6 protein-coding genes and 1 pseudogene are annotated in these 23,187 nt (G+C 65.6%); 3 read left to right on the forward strand and 4 right to left on the reverse strand.

Translation table 11 applies throughout. The annotated features are described in order from the left end of the window. Positions 1–312 precede the first annotated feature (312 nt). The 3 genes and pseudogenes from IM708_RS17035 to IM708_RS17045 form a co-directional block, all read left to right on the forward strand. Complete coding sequence (locus IM708_RS17035; RefSeq protein WP_209427787.1) at positions 313–1,398, forward strand: patatin-like phospholipase family protein; 1,086 nt, start codon at positions 313–315, stop codon at positions 1,396–1,398. Positions 1,399–1,573: 175 nt separating this feature from the next. Beyond that, a complete protein-coding gene (locus IM708_RS17040; protein WP_280860883.1) occupies positions 1,574–2,086 on the forward strand; it encodes an IS6 family transposase in 513 nt (170 codons plus the stop codon). A 138-nt stretch (positions 2,087–2,224) separates the two neighbouring features. Further along, positions 2,225–2,725: pseudogene (locus tag IM708_RS17045) on the forward strand (transposase); the annotation flags it as partial. A 56-nt stretch (positions 2,726–2,781) separates the two neighbouring features. Here IM708_RS17045 and IM708_RS17050 read toward each other — a convergent pair. From IM708_RS17050 to IM708_RS17065, 4 genes are all read right to left on the reverse strand, one after another. Beyond that, positions 2,782–13,548 carry a neuraminidase-like domain-containing protein gene (locus IM708_RS17050; RefSeq protein ID WP_209427788.1) on the reverse strand — a complete coding sequence of 3,589 codons (10,767 nt, stop codon included), beginning with the start codon at positions 13,546–13,548 and terminating at the stop codon, positions 2,782–2,784. 352 nt (positions 13,549–13,900) lie between these two features. After that, positions 13,901–21,979 carry a SpvB/TcaC N-terminal domain-containing protein gene (locus IM708_RS17055; RefSeq protein ID WP_209427789.1) on the reverse strand — a complete coding sequence of 2,693 codons (8,079 nt, stop codon included), beginning with the start codon at positions 21,977–21,979 and terminating at the stop codon, positions 13,901–13,903. Between the two features lie 457 nt (positions 21,980–22,436). Continuing rightward, entirely contained in the window at positions 22,437–22,637 is a 201-nt protein-coding gene (locus tag IM708_RS17060) for a hypothetical protein (protein WP_245243282.1), read from the reverse strand. 158 nt (positions 22,638–22,795) lie between these two features. Next, complete coding sequence (locus IM708_RS17065; RefSeq protein ID WP_348524993.1) at positions 22,796–23,029, reverse strand: hypothetical protein; 234 nt, start codon at positions 23,027–23,029, stop codon at positions 22,796–22,798. Positions 23,030–23,187 lie beyond the last annotated feature (158 nt).

Consider the following 23,187-nt stretch of genomic DNA (forward strand, 5'->3'; position numbering starts at 1 on the left):
GTACCGCGCAAACAGGCCGGACAAATGACCGCAACCTGCTTCGATCACGCCGCTCAAGAAAACCCTTGCAAAACCGGAGCCGTCCACAAATGACAGCACAAGTCAGGAGATGCGGCAGCGCCTTGCAGGCGGCGGTCATGGTATCCATTGTGAGGGCTCCTTCCCGTGCGGGCCTGCCCGGCACGAACGCACGGAAGGGAGGCCTGGAGTTCTGAAGCGTGAGCTTGAAGATCGCGGCGCGCAGGACATATTGCATCACTCGCGGCCCCGCGGCAGTATCGGCGGGATCTTTGCCTCTACGCGGGAAGCGGCATGCGGATACTTTCGATCGACGGGGGCGGAATCCGCGGCATCATCCCGGCGACCCTTCTCGCCGCACTGGAAGAAATGGCCGGGCGCCCGATTCACACGCTTTTCGACGGATTTGCGGGCACGGGCACCGGTGGGATCATGGCCATGGGCCTCGTGTGCCCGCAGCCGGGAGAGCCGCCGCGCAGCGCCGCGTATATCCGCTCGCTTTACCTCGATCGCGGCCCGCGGATCTTTCCGCTCGGCGGAGTCGGGCTTGTCGAACCCCAGAAGAACGCGTGCGAGGCTCAGTTCGGCGTCCGGCCGCCGTTCGCGAATCCGGCGGGACACCGGGACCGGGTCGAAAGCGCGTTTGGCGCCCCAAATCTCGCGCAGACCTTCGCGCCCTTCGGCGGCCGCGGAAAGCAGGGGAACGCGCGCTATCCGGCGGCGCCGCTCGAGGAGGAGTTGCGGCGTGAATTCGGTACCGTTCGCCTGTCGCAGGCGATCAAGCCGGTCGCCGTGGTCAGCTGCGACTTCGTGCGCAAGGAGCCACTGATCTTCCAGGGAGGCGGGATCGTCTCGTCGCATCTCGGCGATCCGGAAATGGCGGTGGTGGCGCGCGCCACCTCGGCGGCGCCCACATTCTTTCCGGGTCTGCGCTACCCGGCTCCGGGCGGAGGCGTGATCTACTGCGTGGATGGGGGATTGGTCGCCGACGACCCGGCGATGGTCGGCTACACGATGGGACGGGCCATGTCCGGCGGCAAGACGCCGATGGTCCTCGTCTCGCTGGGTTCCGGCGAGCGCCACATTCCGGAGGCGGCCCACAGCGTCGCCCACATCGCGACAACCTGCGGCTGGGGGTCGCTTGCGGCGACGATCTCCCAGACCCTTTCGGTCGCGCCTGGCGCCCTGAACCGGTCACTGCTCAGAGTGATGCCGGAGCTGACCTATATCCGGGTTCAGCCCAGGCTGCGCCATGGCGCCGTCGCCGACATGGACAATGCCACGCCGGAAAACATCGAGGCCTTGCGGCGCACGGGCGAAGGCTTCGTTGCTGCCAACCGGCCGGTGCTCGAGCGCATTCTTCGGGCGGTTTCAGCGTAGGGCGGCCGGGGCCGCCGCCCGGATAGTCCCGGGCGCGGGATGCCGCTCGCGCCATTCCGGGACTTTCTCAACGGGGGACGAGCAGCTCGGCGAGTGGGCGGCTCCCGCGCAGGAGCGCGGGCGGTGTCAGATAAACTTCCTTGAGTGGCGCAGGTCGGTCGCGTAGTTTCCTCGGATGCCCAAACCGAGCCCCTTCCGCTACTTCAAGACGAGCCCCGAAATCATCCGTCTTGCGGTGATGCTGTACATTCGTTTTCCGCTTTCGCTGCGCAACGTGGAGGACCTGCTCCACGAGCGCGGCATCGAGATCAGCCATGAGACGGTGCGGTTCTGGTGGAACCGGTTCGGTCCGATGTTCGCCGGCGAGATCCGCCGGCGCCGCGTCGAACGGATGCGGTCCTCCCAGCACTGGCGGTGGCACCTCGACGAGATGTTCGTGAAGATAAACGGCGAGTTGCACTACCTCTGGCGGGCGGTGGATCACGAAGGCGAGGTGCTGGAATCCTTTGTCACAAAGCGCCGGGACCGCAAGGCGGCGCTGAAATTCCTGAAGAAAGCGATGCGGCGGCACGGTTCACCGGAAGTGATGGTGACCGACCGGCTGCGCTCCTACGGTGCCGCGCTGCGAACGATGGGCGCGTCGGATCTTCAGGAGACAGGCCGGCCTTGTCAGAAGAAACTATTGTGATAGCCTGATGACTGGTTGGTTGCGAAGTTCCTCGGCGCGCATTCATGGCTTTTGCCTTGAATATCAATTTTCTTTACCACAGCGCCCACCGAAGGAGCAAAGAAGGCTATCTTGGCGCGATTCCTCTGACAATGCCCCCGGGTCCGCTACGAGTTCGGCACCAAGGTCAGCCTCGCCACAACCCTCACCGAGGGGTTCGTGGTCGGCATGCGCGCCCTGCCGGGCAATCCCTACGACGGCCACACGCTCGCCGAGGCGCTGGAGCAGGTCGAGATCCTGACCGACCGCCGCCCCAGCCTCGCCGTGGTCGACCGCGGCTATCGCGGCCACAGCGTCGAGACCACCCGCGTGCTGATCAGTGGCACCCGCCGAGGCCTCACCCCGACGCTGGCGAAACTGCTCCGACGTCGAAGCGCCATCGAGCCCGAGATCGGCCACATGAAGACCGACGGCCGCCTCGCCCGCTGTGCGCTCAAAGGGTCGGCCGGCGACGCCATTTTCGCAGTCCTGTGCGCCTGCGGCCACAACATCCGGAAGATCCTCGCCCACCTCAAGGCCCTTTTGACACTGCTCATCGCGGCGTTCCTCGGGGCCTCAGAGCCCGGCAACTCGCGTCAAAACCGCAACCTCGTGGCGTAATCGCCTTGTTCAGCGGCAACTCTTTAGCTTTTGCTTCCCGAGCGTCGGCCTCCGGCTCAAGCCAGCCGGTAGCGCAGGATCAACTCCACATCCTCCAGTGCATCGGGCTCCAAGGGTTGCTCGGCCGGCATCGTCCGCCAGAGGCTCAGGAGCCATGTTGGAGGATCACCGCCGCCCGGCGCGCGCAGGTTGATGTCGACCACGCCTGCCCAATCCGCACGAAGAACGGGCACCAGCCACGGATTAAAGGCCAGCACCGCCGCGTTCGCATCAACTTCGCCCGGCGGGCGGAGGCTGCCTGAAAGGCTGTCCCGATAGTCGCCGTATCGGTCGCGGCCAAGCCGCGGCAGCACCGCGAGCCCGGTGATCTCAACCGCCCGATCGGCGATGAAATAGGGCAGTAGAGTCCGGTCGAGAGGCAGCGCGATGTTGTTACGTGTGCCCACCGGACGCTGGACGAAGGCCGCCCAGGCCGTCGACGCCTCGTGGCGCAGGCTAATCCGCCGCATCAGCCCGGTCCCGCCCGCCGCATCGGAGACCGCGTTCAGCGCCTCGGCCAGTTCGCTCTCGGCAGCTTTGCGCAGCAGGTCTCCGCCATTGCGGGCGGTGTAGCGGACACGCATGACAAGATCCGATATCGTGTATTGGTCGAAGGCTGGCATCGCAGTCGGCAGTTCGGCCCGCCAGTCGCCGATGGCACCCGCCCCCTCGAAGGGTCTCAGCCGCTGGTCGGCGGGATCGTCCTCGAACAGCCCGGTGTCGTTCTGGGCGGAACTGGTGACGATGCTGTCGGTGGGCGTCATCCGATCCATGAACCGCGGATCGTCGCCGTCGATGATCCGCCCGTAGCGGCGCTGCGCTCCCATCAGGCGGGTCGAGGTCCGTACCGTGCTGCGGAGCAGCGTCATCCGGCAATGGACCCCGGTATAGGGGCCGGACACGCAGGGCAGCGTCACCGCCACGGAATGGATCCGCCGTAGGTACTGCCCCGGCACGTCGAGGTCGAAGGTCGCCTCGGGGATCGAGAACTCGGCCCGTCCCGTCTCGCGTAGCCGCACCAGCGCCTCGGGGTCGAGTCGTGCCAGCGAGACATGCTTAACCATTTCCTCCTCGCGGAGGTCGTACTCGGCATGGGCCATGCGCAGGTGGCGGATGTCCGAGGCGAGGCTTTCGCCAGCGAGAAGCCCCTTGCGAAGACCGTCCCAGTTGCCGAAGCGGATATGGGAAAGTTGCGGGCGGTGCAGCTCGATCTGCGCCGCGCGCTCGGCGCGAAGCGCCCAGTCATGGGCCAACTGGTGCATCCGGAAGTGCAGGTCCGACAGGCGGCCGACCATCCACGTATATAGCGCATCGTTGGTGAACTTCTCGCGCAGCGCGTCCTCGTAGACCTCCTCCTCTTCGCGCTGGGTGGTCTGACTTTCGCGTTCGTGTTTCGCGACCTGCCGGCGGATCTCGGTGGCGAGGATCTCACGGTCTGTCGCCATAATATCGCGCGCGGCAAGGTTGCGCTGGTGGATCCAGTCGTCGGCGCGCAGCGCGAACTGCCCGGCCCTGCCCGCCAGCGTGGCACCGAAGGCGACGGCGTTCGAGATGCCGCGCGCCGTCGAGGCCTTCGCCGAAAGGGCCGAGCCGACGTTTGAGCCGCCGAAGGTTGGTCCAACCCCCCAGGGCTCAATATTGAAGTTCGGCACGCTGTGGGCGATGCCTGACAGCACGTCGTAGGCGCTGGCGCCCAGCGCGAACTGCTGGCTGACCGTACTCAGCGCCAGTTCGAAATCCTCGTACTCGTTGACCGGGATCCCGTCGAGATCAAGCCCCGAGGTCGCCTTGGTCGCGCCAGGGATCTGGGCGAGCATCCCGGCGATCAACCGGAAGACCTGCGCATTGTGCGTGGCGGTATCTTCGCGCGCCTCGGCGATCGACACATCGGCACCTTCGGCGGGATCGGAGAGATCCTCCTCGCCCAGAAGGCGGCGAAACTGACGGAATCGCTCCAGCGCCACTAATCGGCGGGCGCGCAGGGTCTCGAGGTTTGCCTCCGCCTCATCGAGCTGCAATTCGCGCAAGGCCTCGGCGCGTTCGTATATCTGCACCTGGTGACGCTGGCGCAGCTGTGACAGATGCTCGGCATCCTTGTGTTCAAGTGCGGAGAGCAGCGAGGCGCCCAGCCGGCTCACCTCCCCGGCCAGCGCCTCAGCCTGGTCAATCAGGAACCGGAATCGGTGCCGCGGTGCCGCGCCGCCGCTCATCGCCAGTGTGGCGTCGATGTCTAGGCCGGCCGCGCTCGCGCGGGCCAGAAGCTCGGGGTCGATGGGCGGCTCGAACAGAGCCAGCTTGCGTTCCACCCCTTCAATGTTTTGGCAGTTGCGGATCTTGAACAGCCGGTCGCCGACCTCCTCCCACATCTGGTCAAGCTTGTCATTCCGCGGCACGCAGAAAGCCATCATCGCCGGCGGCGCGAGACCGGGCAGCGGCAATGGCTCGGGCGCAGCCGAAGGGGTGACGAAGGCCTCGATCTCGACCAGTGCGTTGCCAGTGGTGTCGAGCCGTGGCTCGAGCGAAGCGAAGGTCTGCGGCGCGGCCACTGCGCGCGGAGGCATCACCGCTCCCGCCCGGCCCCGGAAAGAGGCGGCGAGCAGATAAATCTGCGTGGCCGCGTTGACTGTCTCCATAGTGTCGCGGCGGAACAGTTGGTCGCCCCAACGGATCAGAATCTTCACATAGGTCATCACCGTCGCGCGCTGGTAGGCCGTGGTGCGCAGCCGGGCGATGGCATAGGGTCGGAACGGCTTTCTGCGCATCTCCTCGATCTGGTCCTTGAACCGTCCCAGGTCCTGCTCGTCGGCCGACGTCAGCCGCTGGTCGCGGTCTGGCGCTGCGTCGGCGGCCAGAACAGTCAGGATCCGCTCGATCCGCTCGCGGTGGACGGTGCTGTCGCTGCCGCCCGGGCCTGGCAGGGAGTTCAGGAACAGGGGCTTCGTCTGCCAGTGTCGCGCAGTGCCGACCGCCGGCTGGGAGCCATCGGACATCGTCACGTGGCCCGACTGGTCTGTCGGATCGAAGATCATCTGCAGCCAACGCAAAGCCGCGTCGAACCGCTGACTGTCGGCCAGCCGCTGGGCGATCAGCATCGGGACGTGGTAGAAGAGCTCCCAGTTGTAGACCGCGTAGGCTGCGTCGTAGTCGAAATCGAGTGACTCGGTGGGCTCGTGCCACACGGCACGCCCGTCCACGGAGTTGTAATGGCTGCGGTAGTTCAGCGCGCTTCCGGGCTGGATCGGCCGGTAGGCGTGAGGGCGTAACTGCACGTCGCGGCTTACCATCGTTTCGACCCCGCGCCCCCGCAGCACGTGGATCAGCGTGTCCGGATAGGGGTGGTAGAATGGGGCGAACAGATAGCTGCGATCGGTCCAGCGGGTGAGGCTGTGACCGCCGACTTTGGCGCCCTCGACAGTCCAGCCGTATTTCGACGAGGCGTCGTAGGAGGCGAGCACCGTCTCCGCCTCAGTATCCCCGCCCCAGCGCATCATCGGCGCCTGCCCGCCTTCTCCGTCTAGCGTGAAGGCGCGCGTCTCCGGCGGGGACTGGGGCAGCAGGCCAGTCAGCCCGATCGCGTCGAGGATCGAGTCGCCAGTCACCGCGTTACGGCGGGCGACCGCCTTGTCCGCGGTGGCGTGCATGGTGCTAGCGCCCTCGATCTCGGTGCGGATTGCCGCGGCGGCCGCGGCATAGGGATTGCCTTCGAAGGCCAGCATCCCGCCTTGCGCGCCGCCCTGCATCGCACGGTCGGTCATGTGGCCGAACGCGCGCACCGGGTTGACCAGTGGCACGCCGTCGGGATCGATGTCGGCAATCGGCAGTTCCGCCAGGGTGGGGCCTCGCGAAGCGAAGGGATCGTCTGGATCGATCTGCCAGGTCCGCGGATCATCCCTCGATGATTCCACAAGGTCCCAGACACCATCCATCACCTTCGGCCCGACCCAGATCGGACCGATCACGAACTTCGCGCGCGGGGTGACGAAGAAGCTCAGCCGCCGATCTGCAGCGAGAAAGGCCTCGGTCTCGTAGGAAGTGCGCGAGAGGTCGGGCGAGTGCGCCAGCCGCAAGGTCCGGCGCACATTTTCGAGGACTGCGGCCTGGCCTTCGTAGTTGAACGGCAGCTTCAATACGTAAGCCTGATCGCTGACACGCGCGGCCTCCTGCCCCGAGCGCCGGTAGGTTGCGGGCAGCGCAGGATCCGGGAGATTAAAGAACGTCGTCGCCTCGACTTCCGGCTCCGCGTGCGGATATTCGATGCGAAAGCCCCAGGATTGATGATCGTCTACCGCTACCTGGGTCTCGGGTGCCACCCGGCTGCGATGTGTCCCGGTCTTCACGGCGAATTGGTAGTCGTCCATCGCCGACCCGGCTTGCCGCCGCCGGACCCACAGCGCCCCGTCGATATCCTCGGAAATCCGGAACAGGTGGTCGAGCGGCGTCTTGCAGGCACCGGTGATGCCCGGGGACAGGACCGCCGCCGACTGGCGCTGTTCGGTCCAGCCGGTGTCAGTCAGCTCGCTCCACCCCAGTCGCACATCGAAGCGCTGGCTGGACACGATCTGACTGCCAGACATCTTGCCATCCTCGGCGATGCGCTGGAAATCGAGCCAGAACAGGAAAACCCGCGACTGCCAGACATGCAGGAGCACGTGGTCCGAGGTGATCTCAAGCTCCACCGGCTCCCACGGGCTCCAGATCCTGGTGTCCTCACGATAGCGGTAGTGCAGCGTCCGTGGCGCGCCGCGGGTGGCGGCGACGACATGGTGCGTCTTGCGCTCGCCCCGCGATTCGACGGCCCTCGACTCGACGGCCATCGACAGGGGCTCCATGCGGGCGATCTTCTTCAGCCCTTCAAGGTAGCCGAGCATCGCGCGGGCCGCGCCCTCGATGCTGACCTCCCCCTGTCCCAGCGCGCCTTCGATCTCGCGGAACAGAGGCGATTTCACGTCCATGAATTCCGGGCGCAGTAGATTCTCGGGCCACAGGAAGACCTTGTGATTGGCCTCCCAGAGCCTGTAGGTGCGCATTAGGCTCCACTGTTCCCAGCCGTCGTCGACCGACACATCGGCGGCGACCTGCAGTTCCTGGCCAAGCTGGCAGCGCTGTGCGAAAAGCTGAACCGACGACATCGCCTGGCGAAGGCGCGACGTCTCCATGCAGGCACCCATCTCGACGTCGATCAGTAGGTGCCCGAACAGCTCGGCCGCGTCCCGCCAGCGGCGGGTGGGCAGACCCATTTCGGCCGGGCGGCCACGAGCGATCAGGTAATCGAGGAAGGCGTCGCGCGTGGCGACGCGCAAACGATCCGACAATGCCCTCCCGTCCTCGCGCCATTGCCCCGGCGCCATGCCGCGGGCAATTCCGGCGGTGACGGCCCGACCCGTTTCGGGCGTCATCTGCGCTTCGCGCAGCCCGGCGATGTCATTCGCGCCGATCCCTATCCGCGCCAGCGCGTCCAATGCCTCGGTCAACCGGAAGAGGCCGGTACCCGCGAGGATGTCGGCCGGCAAGTTGAGCGCCAGATTGCCCGGACCGACAAGCGTTGCGATTTCGCCCGCCACGACACCAGTACGCGCAGCGGTTGCCGAGGCGACCTCGGCCGCGCCTGCTCCCGGCGCAGAGGCGGCGTCCAAGATTGCGGTCAGCGTCTCGCGCCCGCCCGGGATCCGGTCGCGCGCCGCGGCGTATTCGACGAAGCGCGCCAACGTTGCCGCCGGAAAAGGCGCGGCCGCGTTGGCGGCGACCGGGGTGCCCGGCAGCGCGTCGAGCGCGGGCCAGCCGGCAAAACGCGCCATCAGCTCGAGATCGGGCCGCCGGATCGACAGCACAGTCGCCAGCCGCACACCCTGTCGCAGCTTGCGGAGCGCCGCATGCTGGTCCGGGAACGCCGTCGGGTTCGGGACCAGCCCCGCGGGCGAAGAAACGAACCCCGGCGCCCGGAGGTGCGCTTCGACCGGATGCGCCGGCACCCCGGCAGTCAGCGACTGCCCGGAGAGGTAGTCCAGCGTGGGGCCGTCGAGCCTGAGGCCCTCGACCAGCAGGTTCGTCAATGTCCGCGCGGTCAGGATGTCGCGCACCCGCGGCATCAGCGCGCCTAGCAGCAGGCGGAAATGCTCGGCGGCCGGGACTGGCTGGGCCGTGATGGCATCGACCGCGGCGGCGTCGAGCAGCGCGTCCGCCGCCGCGGGAGCCGCGGCGTCGACGGCCTGCGCAAGCGCGGACACGGCGTTCCGGAAGGCCGCCGTGTCCGCGGCACCGCCCGCCGCGGCGGCATGCAGCGCGGCGACCTCCTCCGCCAAGAGCGGCCCGGTCAGGCGCAGCTCGGGCGGGTTGACAGAGCTGTCGAATCCCAGCCGGCCGGCCAGCGAGGGCGACAGCGTCACCGGCAGGCCGGTCGGCAGCGGCTGGCGCACCGGAGCCGGACGCCAGGCCTTCAGCACTTGCCGCAGCGCACGGCGTGGCCGGTCGTGGAGCGCGGCGACGACTCCTTTCCAGGCCAGATTGCCGCTGACCGCGTCTAAATGCGCCCGCCAAGTGGCGTCCATCAACCCGGTGAAGGTCAGAGTCTGCGTCGCCGCGTCGTAGCGGGCGCGTCCCGCCAGCCGGTCCTGCAGCGCGTAAAGCGCGACCAGCGCCGCGCGCCAGGCCGGATCGGGGTCGGCGCCCGTCAACACGTCCCGCTCGGCTGCCGACAGACCCCGCGTTGCGATCAGCTCGCCCGCCGCAAGGGAGACCGCGCCGCCGGTCAACGCCGCGGGGTCCACGCCCACCGGCACCGCCGCCAGGGCAACCCGGTAGTCGGCAAGCGCTATCGCAGCGGGAAGGACATTGGCTGGGATCGCCGGGTCGGTCGCGCGCCGCTCTACGCTGTCGCTCAGCGCGTTGATGGCCGCGGCGACCAGGGGCTCGGGCAGCTCGATCGCGGCAAGCTTCGCCGCCGTCACCGCACCGTCTGGATCGAGCGTCGGTGCCTCCTCTTGCGCATCCAACTCGATAAAGGCGTTCTCGGCCGCCACCGCCGCCAGCGCCGCACGGATCCCGGACAGGAGCGCCGTGTCGGCCCGAGCGAGCGTCTCCGGCGCAGCGTCGGTTTCCCCCCGGCACAGCGTCGCGATGGCCTCGACCGAGATCCGCGAGGCCTCGGCCTCGTCGAGCGCGGCGACAAATTCCTGCAACCGCGCAGGCGTCGCGAAGGGGTCCCGATCCCACAGCCTCAGTGCGCGCAAGTAGTTCGCGGGCGCGAGCCTCAGGCGGCGGGCGAGCTCGGCATGGCGGTGAATCCGCGCCAGCTGCTCAAGGCTGCCGCTTGTATCTGTGCCGCCGGCCTGCGCGGCCGGCATCACCGCCAGATCGCCGAGCAACGTCGTCACCGTCCCGGCCGGCACACCGATGGCGGCAGCCAGCGCCGTTGCACCGTCGGCAAGACCGAGCGCTGCAAGCCCACCAGGATCGCGCGGGAACCAGTCACCCGCGGCACCTTTCCCGGGCGCAGTCAGGCTCTGGTAGAAGCTCAGAGCCATCTCCGTGTCATCTTCGCCATGGTCGACCGAGCGCTCGGCACCCACCGGATGCCAGTAGCGCGCGAGCCGCGCCGGATTGAGCGGGATCAGCATGGCGCAAAGCGCCTGCCAGCGGGTGCCGAGCCGCGCCCGCAGGGCCACAACCCGCGACAGGGCGTGCAGGAACGCCTCGTCCAACTCGGCGACACCCAGCGCCCGCATCGCCTGGTCGATCTCGCGTGGGGTCAGCCCGGACCGCGTCGACAGGCGCATAATCCGCGCGATCCGCACTGCGGCAGCGGCGTCCAGCCCCGCGATAGAAAGATCCCGCGCCCGGCAGATCGCCGGGTCTTGCGCGTTGGTTGACACCAGCGCCAGCGCCCGGCCCCCCGTGTCCGGTGGGTTCACATAATGGGTGTCGAGTAGCGCCAACACCTGCCCCGCCTCAAGTCGCCCGCGTTCCAGCAGAATGTCGAGCCGATCCGACAGGATACGGTGCCATGTCCGGCCGTCGGTGATCGGGTTGGCCGGGTCCTCGGGGTCCTCGGCCGGGTTGGCTGCGGTGGCGGTTTCAGCGGCGAAGCCCCAGATCCGCCACGGCGCCGCCGGGTCGAGCGCCGGCCAGCGGGGGTCGGCGGCCCAAGTCACGGCAGGCTTGTCAGCCGGTGTCAGCCCCAGCCGCTCGACCAGTACGTCGTCGCGGCTCCGTCGGGCCCCCGGGGCGCCGGGGGCGAAGGTTTCAAGCACCCCGGACAGCTTGCGCCGGACCGACTCCAGCCCCGCCCGCGCTTCGTCGCGTGGCCGGTCGAAGGGCAAGCTCCAAGGATAGAACGCTCCACCGATCCGCGCCGCTCCGACTGGGTTCTCGTATTGCGGACGGATGAGCCGCTCGGCCGTGGGCCCGAGGGTGCTGCGGGTCCGGGTCTCGATCCAGAACTCGCCGTTCTCGCGGGTCCGTATCGTGTAGCTCGCGATCCGATCCTCAATCCGCCACGCAGGGCGCGCGCTCTGCCACGGCCGCCCCTCTGTAACGGAAACCAGCGCCGCCCCGGCATCGACCGAGAAGGCGTCCCTCGGCGCGACGTCGAGCCCCAGCGCAGTGTTCAACCGGCCCAGGAATGCCGGCGTCATTCGGTCGCTGCCCGGCACCGTCTCGACCGGCCCGGCCACCTGCGCGGGCTGGAACGGCGGCAGCGGCGCCACACTGTCGCCCAGCACCTCGTTGACGAGGTCGATATAGGGCAGCACCACCTCGGTATTTGCACAGGTCAGCTCGATTTCGGTCAGGTCCGGCCGCCGGTCTTGCGCCCGCAACGTGTCGAGCGCGCTCTGCCCTGCCAAAAGCGACGGCCGGTTGCCGAAGAACCGCAGCACGTCGACCAGGTATGCACCGGGGCTGGTGACCGAGCGGCAATGCTTGCAGCCGCAGGAATCCTCGGCCCCGAACAGCGCCGGCCAATTGGGGAAGGCGGGCGCATCGGCCGCGCCCTGCGGGATCACTGCGATCCCGTCCGCCGTGGTCGCGCCCGACCCTGCGAGGTATAGTTCGGCCGCCGCCATCACCGTCGAGTCCGCCGCCGCCTTGGCCTGCAGCGCGATCGCGTTACTGCCAAAGGCGTCTCCGTAGGTTTTGGCGAAGGCCTTGGGCCCCATGCCCACGATCTTGTGCGCCGAGTCGAACCCGTCCGCGACCAGCGCCAGCGCCGGCCCTGCGCGGCGCGCCACGCGCAGTACCCTGTGGAGCCCGCTGAGTTGCTCCAGCGCCGCCTTGTCGAGGATCCGCGCAAGCGGCGGGTTTGCGGTCAGGTAGTTCGCGAGATGCCCGCGCTGCGGCACGAAATCCGTCGCCCTGTCGAGGAACTCGACGATCCGGCCGCGCTCTGGCAGCGCGCTACGTTCCACATTGTGGCGTAGATAGAGCCGCGGCCGCGTCGCTTCGACAACCCGGTCAATGCCCTGCGCATAGGCGCGACGGCGGGCGTTCACGTCCCCGCCGCCCGGCAGGTTCGGAGGCCGAACCCGCCCGGTGCGCATCCGCGCCACCCAGGTGTCCGCGGTCCATGCCGCCAGCTCGTCGACATCAGCGATATCTCCGCTGGCGAGCATGGCGACCAGCATCCGCGCCGCCGGGGGATGCGCCCCGGTCAGCATCGTCGCCTCCAGTGCGAAGCGCAGCTGCCTCTCGACGGGTCCCAGCGCCCCATCGGCCGCCACCGCGTTCCAGAACCCGTCATGGTCGCCGGGGAACTGCGGAAGCAACTTGAAGAAGGCGTTGCGTGTGTCGGCATCGGTCGCGCCGGCGAGGATGTCGCCCATCGCCGAGCCGCGCAGACTGTCGGCCGCCGCCGCCACCTGCTGCGCCCGCGCCGCCTTCGCGGCCGGGGCGACAGCGTCGGCGACCTCAGGGCGCACGAGCCCCTGCTCGGCCGCCGCCTCGACCGCTGCGACCACGTCGTCCTCGGGCGTCGCCGCCAGCGACGCCGGCCCGAAGCCCATCCCCTGCGAGCCCAGCGCATAAGCGAGCTCGGCCGGGATCTGGTTGCCGCTGTCAGTCTCGATCCGGTAGGCGGCCGCCAGCAGCGCCACCCGCACCGGTGCCAGCCCTGCCGCGTCGCCAATCAGGCTGGCCATCGGTGCCTCGGGCGTCTCCGACACCTTGGCGAAGTCCAGGCCTGCCGCGCGCAAGGCCGGCTTAAGCCGCTCGCTCTCGCGCGTGAAGCGCGGCGGTTCGGCGGCGGCCGTCGCCTCGGCGATCAGGTCGAATCCGGTTACCACGCGCGGCGCGTTGAAAAGGACGGGCGAGCGCAGCTTCAGCCGGCCCGCCAGCCCGGAAAGCTGGAGGTTCGCGCGACCGGCGTCGGCGGGCAGTTCGTAGCGAACGGCGAACCGGCCCCCGGCGTCGCTCTGCACCTCGGCGAGCGGTTTCGGCCCTGTCACCGTGACGAGGCTCAGGACCACGGCGGCATCCGCCAGCGGCCGGCCCAGCGCGTCGCGCACCGAGCCGCTGACAACGTAAGCCCTCGACCCCTCCGCGGGCGCAAGCAGCCCCAGCTCCATCAGTAGCACATTCAAGGTATTTGCCGTCGCCTCGTCGACTTCGCCGGATGCCGGCAGGTCGTGGTCGGCCTGGAACTTGCGCACCGCGTCTCGTGTGCCCGTACCGAACCGGTGATCTCTCCGTTCGGCTTCGCTCACCTCGTGGCCGAGCTTGACCAGAGCGGCTTGGAGATCGGCGACCGTGTCACGCTTCATGCGGAGGCGGAGGGGAAATGTGATCTCATTCATCCTGTCACCTGCTTTCGTGATTTGTTGTCTCGTCAGCGTCCGTTTTCGATGCTCTCGGTCTTTCCAACGGCGAGCGCCCGCGCGGTCTGCGGGTCGAGTTTCTTGCCGAGCCTATCGAGCGCTTTGGCAACGCCGGCGCGTTCAGCTTGACATCGAGCGTCTTTCGATCCACGTCGCTCAGGTCTCCGACCGAAACGCCACCGCCGACGAGGATCGTTCGCTTCTGGGACAGGTTTTGATTTGCAAAGGCTGGGCACATGTCGCGTTCCTCTTGTTCGACGCCGTCGCTATTCCAGCACCATGTAGCCCAGAGAGAACATCAAAAAAACAGAGCGTTACCTTGTTTCAGTCATTAATGACGCGCCCTGTTGAACGCAGCACCCGGTCCACCCCGGTCAATCTGAATTCTCAAATTGTTTAGCATCTCATTCTGTTTTTCTGGTGACAGTGTCTGAGACAACCTTACTGACGGCGATTGCTTTTCTAGAACATAGGGACTATCCATAATCGCTTCGAGTTGACCGTAAGCGTCCTTGTATCTCGTATTCTGTAATTTTTCCGCGTACGATGCTCGGTTTCCTCCTGCTGCATCATGGATGGCAGGAAGGTTCTGCATAATAAACGAATGAATATAATCTCTTCGCAACTGCTTTTCACTCGGCGGCGCCTGATCCGACTTCATGGTTGATAACGAGAGAAAAAGACCAGCAGTCCCCGCGCGTTTTCCAAATGCGACAACAAGCCCGGCACCTACCGCTGCGCCAACTGAGTGCTCCTTAGCGAGCTCCAAAGTCGCGCCTAGTTTATCTTCAGATACAAGAATAGTACCGGCCGCCCCGGCAATAGCAAAAATTCCCAGAGCGCCAATTGTAGCACTTCCTTTCTGACCACGCCCAGTAATGCGCATGCCGTGCGCACTTGCGGCTGCATCAATATGTTCCCCTAATTGCGTGCCCTTAGGTGGAATGTTGGGCGCGTGCGGCCAACGGGTCGGCTCAGGTCCCAGACGAAGAGTTGATCTAAGCGTTTCTATGTTCTTTCTCTGAGCCAAGTCCTTAACTGGTAGTCTGCCACTGGCATTTTTCACCTGCTTCGCCTGGCGTTTTCTATCGACAATGTCGCGTTCATTGTCCGCTCTTGTGGTTGCGGTGCTCTTGTGCAGGTGATCGCCATTCGGATCTATGCGACCGCCTGGAATGGTATCGAATAAGGCATTGACAATGTGTACAGTCGTGGTCATCCATTTATTTTTTCCAATGTGCCTTATACTTGCCATCCACGGGGACTTTTTCGAAGAATCGTCGGGGGATCTTCCATTTCGATCAGCTAAATTGCTGGGAGTGCTGCGCGAGTACAAGTACACATTTACTCCATCCACCAATTCCGCCGGATCCGCACTCCCCCACCTTCCCAGCCATGGCAAGTAATACCGGGCAGAGTGATAGCTGAATCCACTCTCCTCATCCCGCTCCATCCCCGTATATCTATATTGCTTTCTCTTCACCTCCCCCTGCGAACGCCCCGCCTGATAAGACGTGCTCCCATACGGCGTGTATTCCTCGTACGAAATAATCTTCGCATCGTGATCCAGCTCCAGACTGGCCGAACCGAGGTGATTGCCGAACTGGTAGCGGATGAGGCGCTCGGGTATCGGCGTGTCGGTGCGCGTCTCCACCAGAGCGACACGCTGGCTGTCGTCCATCACATGCAGCGTCTCGCGTTCGAGGTTCAAGCTGCCATCGGGGTTGTAGTCACGGAAAATCTCGAACCCGCCGAGATAGAGGCGCTCCTGCTTGCGCTTCGGTGTTTGTCCGGCCGGCGCTTGGCGCTCGGTCACTTTGCGGACACGCTCACCGCCGGCATCGTAGACGTACCAGGTCGCCTCCTGCGTACCGCCGTTGTTGTCCGCCTGCCTTGCCGTGGCCTGGAGCTGGTCGCGGTAATCCCACTGCATCAACGACAGGTGTGTCATGCGCCGCATGCTGCCATGTGCGTCGTAGCCGTTCCCGTTGGCACTGTAGATCTCGGTGACGGGATTGGCCCTGCCGACCGTGGTTCTGGTCAGGCGGTTGCTGCTCTTGAGCGGGCCGCCGCCCGTGCCGTCCTCGATCAGACTCGGTTCGCCGTACGCGTAGGTGCGTTTCCAAGCCGCGTGGGCCGGATCGCTGCCGCGATGCTGCATCTGCAGGAAGTTGCCGACGGCATCATATACGTAGCGCTCGATATAGCAGCCCATGGCCTTGCCGTCGTTGGCTGACCAGTCGAGGCCCACCCGACCGGCGTCGTTGTGGGAGTGCGGGATCGGCGCACCGCCGATCTGCCCCAGATGTTCGCGGCCCGTGGCCTCGATCAACCGGTAGCGGGCATCGTACGTGTATTCGGCACTCGGCTCGACGCGCTTGTTCTTGAAGTAGATGGTCTGCTGGGCATCGTCTTGGATATGGGTGATGTTGCCCACCGGGTCGTAGGTGTAATGCAGGTTCTGCGCGTTGCGGCCCGGCCACCCGGCGGCCGGGGGCTGCTGGTCGTCATCGGGGAAGACCGCTGCATTGCGACTGGTGAGAAGCTGCGTGAGCCGGAAGGTGAGCGGATCGTAGCTGTAGCGGGTGTTGGCGCCGTTCTTGTAGTCGATGCGCTGGCGCTGGCCCTTGGCGTCGTAATCGATGTTGGCGACACCGACCGGTGACGGGGCCACGGCGGCAGGATCCAAAAGCGCGGCGGGCTCGGCGGCGCGTTCCAGCCACACGTCCACCCGCTCCAGCAGATTGGCCTCGTTAAATACGGGCTGAATGACGTTGATCTTGTTGGGGTGCTGGGCCCGGGTTAGGCTGCTGTGCGGCGCGATGGATTGGATCGGGCGGTTCAGCGCGTCGTAGCGGGTGCTGCCCTCGAAGAACTCGGTATCGAGTTGCGGCTCCGCTGGCAGCAGCCAGTCCGGAATCGCCTTGTAGTCGCGGGCGAGGCGGCGCGTGCTGCGCAGCAGGTTGCCCTTGAAGTCATAGGCCTCGGTAGGATTGTCGTTGGCGTCGAGCCGGGCGTTCGTGGCGAGGCCGGCGGAATCGAAATGTCGGTAGATGCGGGTACGCAGGTTGAGCGCTTCCGCGTCGGCGAGGCTTTCGCCGTACTCGATCCTGTCGACCAGAAAGTTGCGGTTCATCGTGCGTGGGTCAGAGGCTGCCTCACCATTGGCGATGGTGCCTCGCACGGTATGGTCAGCCGGGCGGCGCAGCGCCTCGTAGCGCGTCGTGAAGTTGTGGCCGCGGCTGTCCCAGGCGCGAATTGGATTGCCGGCCACATCATTGAGCATCCAGCGCGCTCCCGCCTCCATGCTGAGCTGGTGGATGCGGTTGCCCAGCATGTCGTACGCGTAGCGCATGACGATGCGCTCCTCGACCGCACCCGTCGGCAGGTGGTTGATCGGCAGCTTTCGTTCATCGAGCACGGCACGCTGGTTGCCTTCGATGTCCAGCTCTACGCGAGTGGCAAAGTTGTCTTCGGTGCCATCGAGGTCGTGGCCCGCGCAGACGACGCGGTTGCGCGCGATGGTCATGAAGGGGCGGCCCAGCGCGTCAAGGTGCGCGGTGGTTGGGGTGTCGGCATGGGCTTCGGCGCGCAGGGCAGCGTTGCGTTCGTCTTGTCCGAGGGCACCGCCGATGCGCTGCGCGTGCCATGTGTTCCAAGTGGCCGGATGCTTCTTGAAGTATCCGGCAACGTAGCCGCCGATGTCGGGGTCGGTGCGTGGGTCGCCGGTCTGCGGTGGCCTTAAATCGCCCGGCAGAGCGACGCGCGGCGCGCAGGTGTCGTTGACGTCGTAGGTTGTCTGCTGCCAGGGGTCGAAGGCGACCTGCTCGTGGGTGTGGTTCGGGTGCAGGGTGGCGATGACGCGTTCGGTCGGGTCGTAGAACAGGATGGGGCTGACGCCGACCTGCACGCCGAATTCGAAGCGATGGGTAGCGCTGAAGAACGGCTCGTACTGGCGGACCGGCTTGCCCTTGTTGTTGAAGATGGTCCAGCCGCTGCCGACCCATCGCGGATCAACGACCGGATCGCCTTCGATCACCGACCCCGGCTCGGCCTGGATCTTCTTCTGGATCTCGCGGCCGAAGCCGTCGGAGTAGCTGAAGCCGAGCTGGATCTTGAGGCCCTGCGGCGGCAGCGGGCCTCTCGCATGCGTCTCACGGGCGAGCGTTGCGGCGCAAGCCGGTTGCCACCTCGTCGGGTCGTTGAGGTCGGCCTGCTGCGTGCGGCGAAAACCGTCGAGGTCATAGACAATGCGCGTCGTGGCGTCTCGCAACAATGCGGGGGCGTTGGTGTGTGGGGCGACCGCAGCGAAAATGGCCTCGAGCTGCGCCTGCGTGAGATCGGTGACGAAGCCGGCGAGCGTGTCGCCCTCGGCCGGCGCGGGCAACGGCTTGCCCATGACGGCGGTACCGACCACCGTGCCCAGCGCGTCGAAGGCGACCTCGGTCTGATTTCGGTTCGGGTCGCTGACGAGGCGCGGCTGCAGGACGCGGTAATCGTTCGCGTCCACGGTGGCGCGGTTGCCGAGCGCGTCCCGGGTTTCGACCATCAACAGGTCGATGGCGTCGAAGTCGACGAAGGCGTCCTGGCCGAAGGGGTCACGGTAACGGCGCGGCAGGAAGAAATCCGGTCGGGCCTGCGCAAGTTCAGTGCCGGAATCGTCGGCTGGATCCGTGCTGTAGAAGGATTGCCCCGAGGCAATCCACCAATGGTCGTCGGCATCGCTGGCGGGGAAGAGCCCGACGGCCTTGAGCGTCTGGCTTTGCACGTAGCCGCCCCGGTCGCCGGCTTGGCCGCCCAGCACGGCCGCCGGGTTGGGGAGCAATGCTTCGGTCAGCTGGTTTGCGAGCGGGCGTTGGAAGACCTGAGTGAGCAATCCGGGTGTGAAAGCTAGCTTGTAGCTATCTCCAGGAAGCGCGAGCGACTGCAGTTCACCGAGCGGCAACAGGCCGCCGAGATCGTCGCGGCGGTAGAGCGTGCGCAGCCATTCGATCGGGCGTCGGCGTTGGTCGCCGGCGGCCGCGGCCTCATAGGCGACTTCAGGGGCAGCAAATTTGTGCCGCAGGAGTCTGGGATTGGCAGGATCAGGCTCGACAAGGTCGGAGGCTTGATAGCGGCCGGCGGCTCCGGTGGGGGTATAGCCGGTCAGTTCGAACGTGAGGGCCTCGCTCGGCAGCGGGGTTCGGTGGGCATCAGCCGCGTCGATCGCGTTGCTGACACGGTTCTGGGTGTAGGTGATAAGCGCGGTGGTCTGTCTGGCTCGATCACTGGCAGTGAGCCCGGCGAAGCCGGGATTGGGAACCAGGTGCAGGTGCCCCAGCGCATCGAGGACGCGGATTTCGGTGCGCCGCCCGTAGCCGATCGCGGCTTCCTTCAATACGTTGCCGTAGGCATCGACTTCGAGTGTGAGCGCGTGCTGCACGCGCGGATCCGCCGGATTGCGCTCATAGTGGTAGCTGATCGCCTCGCGGGCGTGCGTGAAGAAGACTCCGTGGCGGTTGGTGCCTCGAAACTGGAGGGCGCGGATGGTGAAGTTCTGTTCGGTGACCGTGTAGGGAGTGTTCGCGCGCGCGAATTGTTCGGCCGTCGCGTTGGGCAGTTCGGCGTCATCGGAGTAAACCTCTTGGCGCAGCATTGAACCCTTCAGCGCGCGGCAAGCTTCCCGCTCTTCCTCGGGGCTCAGGACCGCAGGCGGCACCATATCCGGTAACACCGTGTCCGGTAGCAGCAGCGCTCGGGCTCCAACGTCCTTCAGACCGGGTTCGCGGAAGTATTCTCCCTGGTCGGTCGCGTTGAGCAGACCAGCGAAGTAATCGGAAAGATGATTGCGGCCGAGGTAGACCCCGGTGTGGAACCAGGTCTTGGTGTGGACCGGCGGAACGTGCGATTCAGCGTTGATGTTGTCTGCCGGTACATCGCTGTCGGCCAAGGCTGCAAACTGTTCCGTATCCCATTGTTCTACCATGCCGAAGCCACGGAACTCGCGCTCCTCGCCGTCAAAATAGCCATGATGGTAGGCGTAACGGGTGACGAACCGGTTGCGGCTGACGTGGTCGAAGGTCTCCACACGCTCGACCACGTGCACCGGAAACGGCAGCCGCGTGATCCAAGGCTTCCCGTCGCGTTTGTCCTGCAGGTAGAATTTGGTGGAGGGGGCGTAGTGGATTCGGGTTTCGGCCCCCAGGTTGTTGATTGTCCGGACTAGCAGATGCGGCTTTTGAGCGCCCATCAGATTAACGTACCGCATCGGGCGCCGCGCATCGCCTGGGAGTGGCGACGACCAGACCAAGCAAGCAGTGCCATTGCCAAGCAGGTCGATCGGGACGATCGATACGAGATCATCCATGCGCGGAAACACTTGCAGAGTTTGCGGCGCGCTCCAGCTATTGCCGGACTGGTTGAAGTAGAGGCGCACGCCATCGCGGTGCAGATAGATTATGTCCGTGGCCCCAGTGCCGTCGATGTCGGCCAGCCGAATGCGCTTGTGATCGAACTGGTCCGGCTGGTCGAAATGGGGCGCGCGATCCATGGTGACCTTGCCGCCGAACCGGCCGTAGCCGAGGTTCGGCCAGTAGCAGACCTCGCCATTGCGGATGCGCGACAGATCAGTCAGGCCATCGCCGCTGAGGTCGGCGAGATAGATGGACTGAGTGCCGTCAGCAAATACCAGGCGAGGGCCTTTTTCGTCGTCTAGCGACTGATGGACCCGGCGCGCTGAGCCAAAGCCTTCCTCGGCCAAGGAAGGGTGCCAGACGAAGGCGTCATCTTCACTGATAAGCACGTCGGCGTGGCCGTCGCCGTCCAGGTCAACGAACTTCACGTTGGGGTCGCGCATGTCTCGGTTGAGGCGCGAGGCGAAGGGGCGGAACGGCTGCCAGCCTTCATCGCCGTCGTGCTCGTAGAGCCCAGGCATGGGACCATCCAGCACCACCAGATCGGGCTGGCCGTCGCCGGCGAGGTCCATGAATTGAGCTTGTCCGCCGGCCAGGGCGAGGTTGGGTTTGGCGGCAACGCGTTCCAACGACGCGAACTCGACCGGCCACTCACTGATAGGGCTGGTGTTGCGCTTGTAGAACCAGGCACCGGCCTGCTCGGTGAGGATGCCGGGGATGCCTTCGCCATGCAGATCGGTCCACTGGTAGGCAGCACCGTCCAGCCCGACGGGCAGGTTCTCGAGGCTTGCGGCGTCGACGTCCTGCACCGACTCCTGCACGATGGGCTGGGTGTATTCGAACTCGACCGGCGGCAACGATTTTTTGAGGTAGGTGGCGTATTCGACGCCGTTGCGCACGACTGCGGCCTGATTGTCATCCCGCACGTAGCCTGACTGCGTGACGGCGCGAATGAACGAAGCGAAGCGGGTGCTGCCTTGATGAGCGAGTTCGTCTTCGATCGCGACGGGCCGGCTGTAGTCAAGGTCGGTGTATTCGAACTCCGTCGACCGTACCAAGCCGTCGTAGCCCTTCTCGCCCGTGGGAAGGTCGGGAATGTGATGGAACATCAGGAAGCGACGGCAACGGCGATACGTGCGGACCTCAAAACCGGCCCGATAGGAGGAGAAGGGATCGAGGCGAACCTTCCAAGACCGTCCTGCTGACGCTGACGCTCGGGCAAATCGGTGCTGTTCGGCCTCGGGTAGGGCCGGGTCGAGACCGACCTCCTCGTAGTGGGCCTCGTCGTAGTCGAAGACCGCTTCGAACATCCAGGACGCCTGGGTCAGGTCCGACTGGATGAGGCGTGAGATACGGTTTCCGTATTTGATGCGTTTCAAATAGCGGTGGGCCGTGCGCATGCGGTTGCGCTCATTGGCTTGGCCGCGATCGACGTTGTCGTCGTTTTCTGCGGTGTGCTCGTAGACGATCGCGTTGCCCTTGTCGTCGTAGGTCTCGCAAATGAGCCAAGTGAACACGCGCGTCGGATGTGTCGGATGAGGATCAGCCGGGTCGAAGATGCGGGAGTTGTGGTCCTTCCCGTACAGCGTGGTCACGTTGTCGCGCGTGATCGAGCGCCAGTGGATCTCGCCGGTCGCGAGATCTGTCCACCGCTCGATGCGGGCGAACAGGCCCTCGATGCGAGGTCGGTAGCGGTGAATCACATAGCCCAGGGCGGTCGTGTCGTCCTTGAAGCGTGTGCCGTCGGGCTGAAGAACCGGCACCAAGTCTTCAGCCCCGGAGAGGCGATAGACGTCTGACTCCTCTGCGTCCCGATACTGCGGCAGTCCCCGGTCTGTCTTTCGAGTGATGGCGGGAACAGACAGGCTCCAGCCGAAGCCGAAGGGACCGTTGCCGGAGCCCGAATCGTAGGAGAGCGATAGCTGAGGCGCGAACCCTGATCGGCCGGGGCTGGTGGTGAGGGGCACGGTCATGGACCCCGTGCCGGTAACTGGATTGGCCGAGAACTTCTCGCCCATGCTCCGGATGGCACCACCACCCTTTGGGAGGTTTATCGCTGGAGCGCCGTTCTCCGAAAGGCCATGAGTTTGCGGCTCACTTGACTCAGTTTGGATTGGTCCCGGCAACCGAAGACCCTCGCCCGAAGTTCACTGGAAGAAAAATGTGGAAAGTTTCTAATGATAACACAAAGTACGTTCAGCCCCGCTAAATTCGTTATTATTTTTCCAAGCCACCTCGCGGTCGAAAAAGCAGGGTATATATCTCAGATATCATTGACTTAGGTGCCTGCGCCAACGCAGTGTCTTGGGGAAGTTCTTCTTGTCAGGGGAGCAGGGGACACGGGCAGAACCTCGGACCTGGGCCGCGAGCGACGACCCTCGAGTGCCCCGTCGGCGCGGGCAAGAATCGCCTCGACCTCGGTCGCGCGCATCCGGACGTGATTGGGCTCGGGCTGGCGTCATGGTGTTGTCCGCGTCAGCCGATCTTGCAGCCCCAGAAGGACGTGTGATCGGACGCGAAGTAGCCGTCCGCGACCCGGAAATAACCCTGCAGCTCGACGGTATCTCCTGCGGTGAGCGGGACCATGGTCTGCAGCCAGATCGCGGTGGCCAGCGAGACGTGGGTGGCCGAGATTTCGCCGAAGGAGCCGCGGATTTTGGTGGCACCGCTCAGCACCAGCCGCCGCGCATGCGGGCCGCTGTGCTGGCGTTGACCTTGTTCATGATTGTCGCGCCGAAGAAGTAGGTGCCGTCAGCGGGCGCGACGAGGTTTGTTGGCGGCGTCCTGGAACTCCCCGCTGTACTCGACGACAGGCGGCCCAGAAGCTGCCGAGGTCAGAAGCGTCCGTCGCGCAGCCGCTCAGCCAGATCGTTACGAGAACGATGCCGACGGGCCGCCGCCTCGAGCATCCGTCGTTGTGCATTATCGGATTTCTCCATGCCCTCGAGACGCTCGGCCAGACGCCCGGCGCGCTCCCCCGAGCGGCGCAGGGCCAGCAGGAACAGAAGGATCGCGAGGGCGGTGAGGGGCGGCTTTGTCAGAGGAACTGCCTTTGATACGATGATGATCGGTTGGTCATTCAGGTTCTCGGCAGTTCTCGGCGCGCATTCATGGCTTATGCCTTGAATACCAATATCCTTTGCCCCAAGGTCCACCTAAGGAACAGAGAAAGCATTACCGGCGCGATTCCTCTGACAAGGCGCGGCAGGGTGATAAGCTACCGGAC

This window comes from Pararhodobacter sp. SW119 (genome assembly GCF_017811755.1).
In the GTDB taxonomy this organism is placed as follows: Bacteria; Pseudomonadota; Alphaproteobacteria; order Rhodobacterales; family Rhodobacteraceae; genus Pararhodobacter.

Excerpts from the sequence above, each read along its gene's own strand:
- IM708_RS17035 (WP_209427787.1), top strand. The coding sequence starts at position 313 with ATGCGGATACTTTCGATCGACGGGGGCGGAATCCGCGGCATCATCCCG.
- IM708_RS17040 (WP_280860883.1), top strand. The coding sequence starts at position 1,574 with ATGCCCAAACCGAGCCCCTTCCGCTACTTCAAGACGAGCCCCGAAATC.
- IM708_RS17050 (WP_209427788.1), bottom strand. The coding sequence starts at position 13,548 with ATGAATGAGATCACATTTCCCCTCCGCCTCCGCATGAAGCGTGACACG.
- IM708_RS17055 (WP_209427789.1), bottom strand. The coding sequence starts at position 21,979 with ATGGGCGAGAAGTTCTCGGCCAATCCAGTTACCGGCACGGGGTCCATG.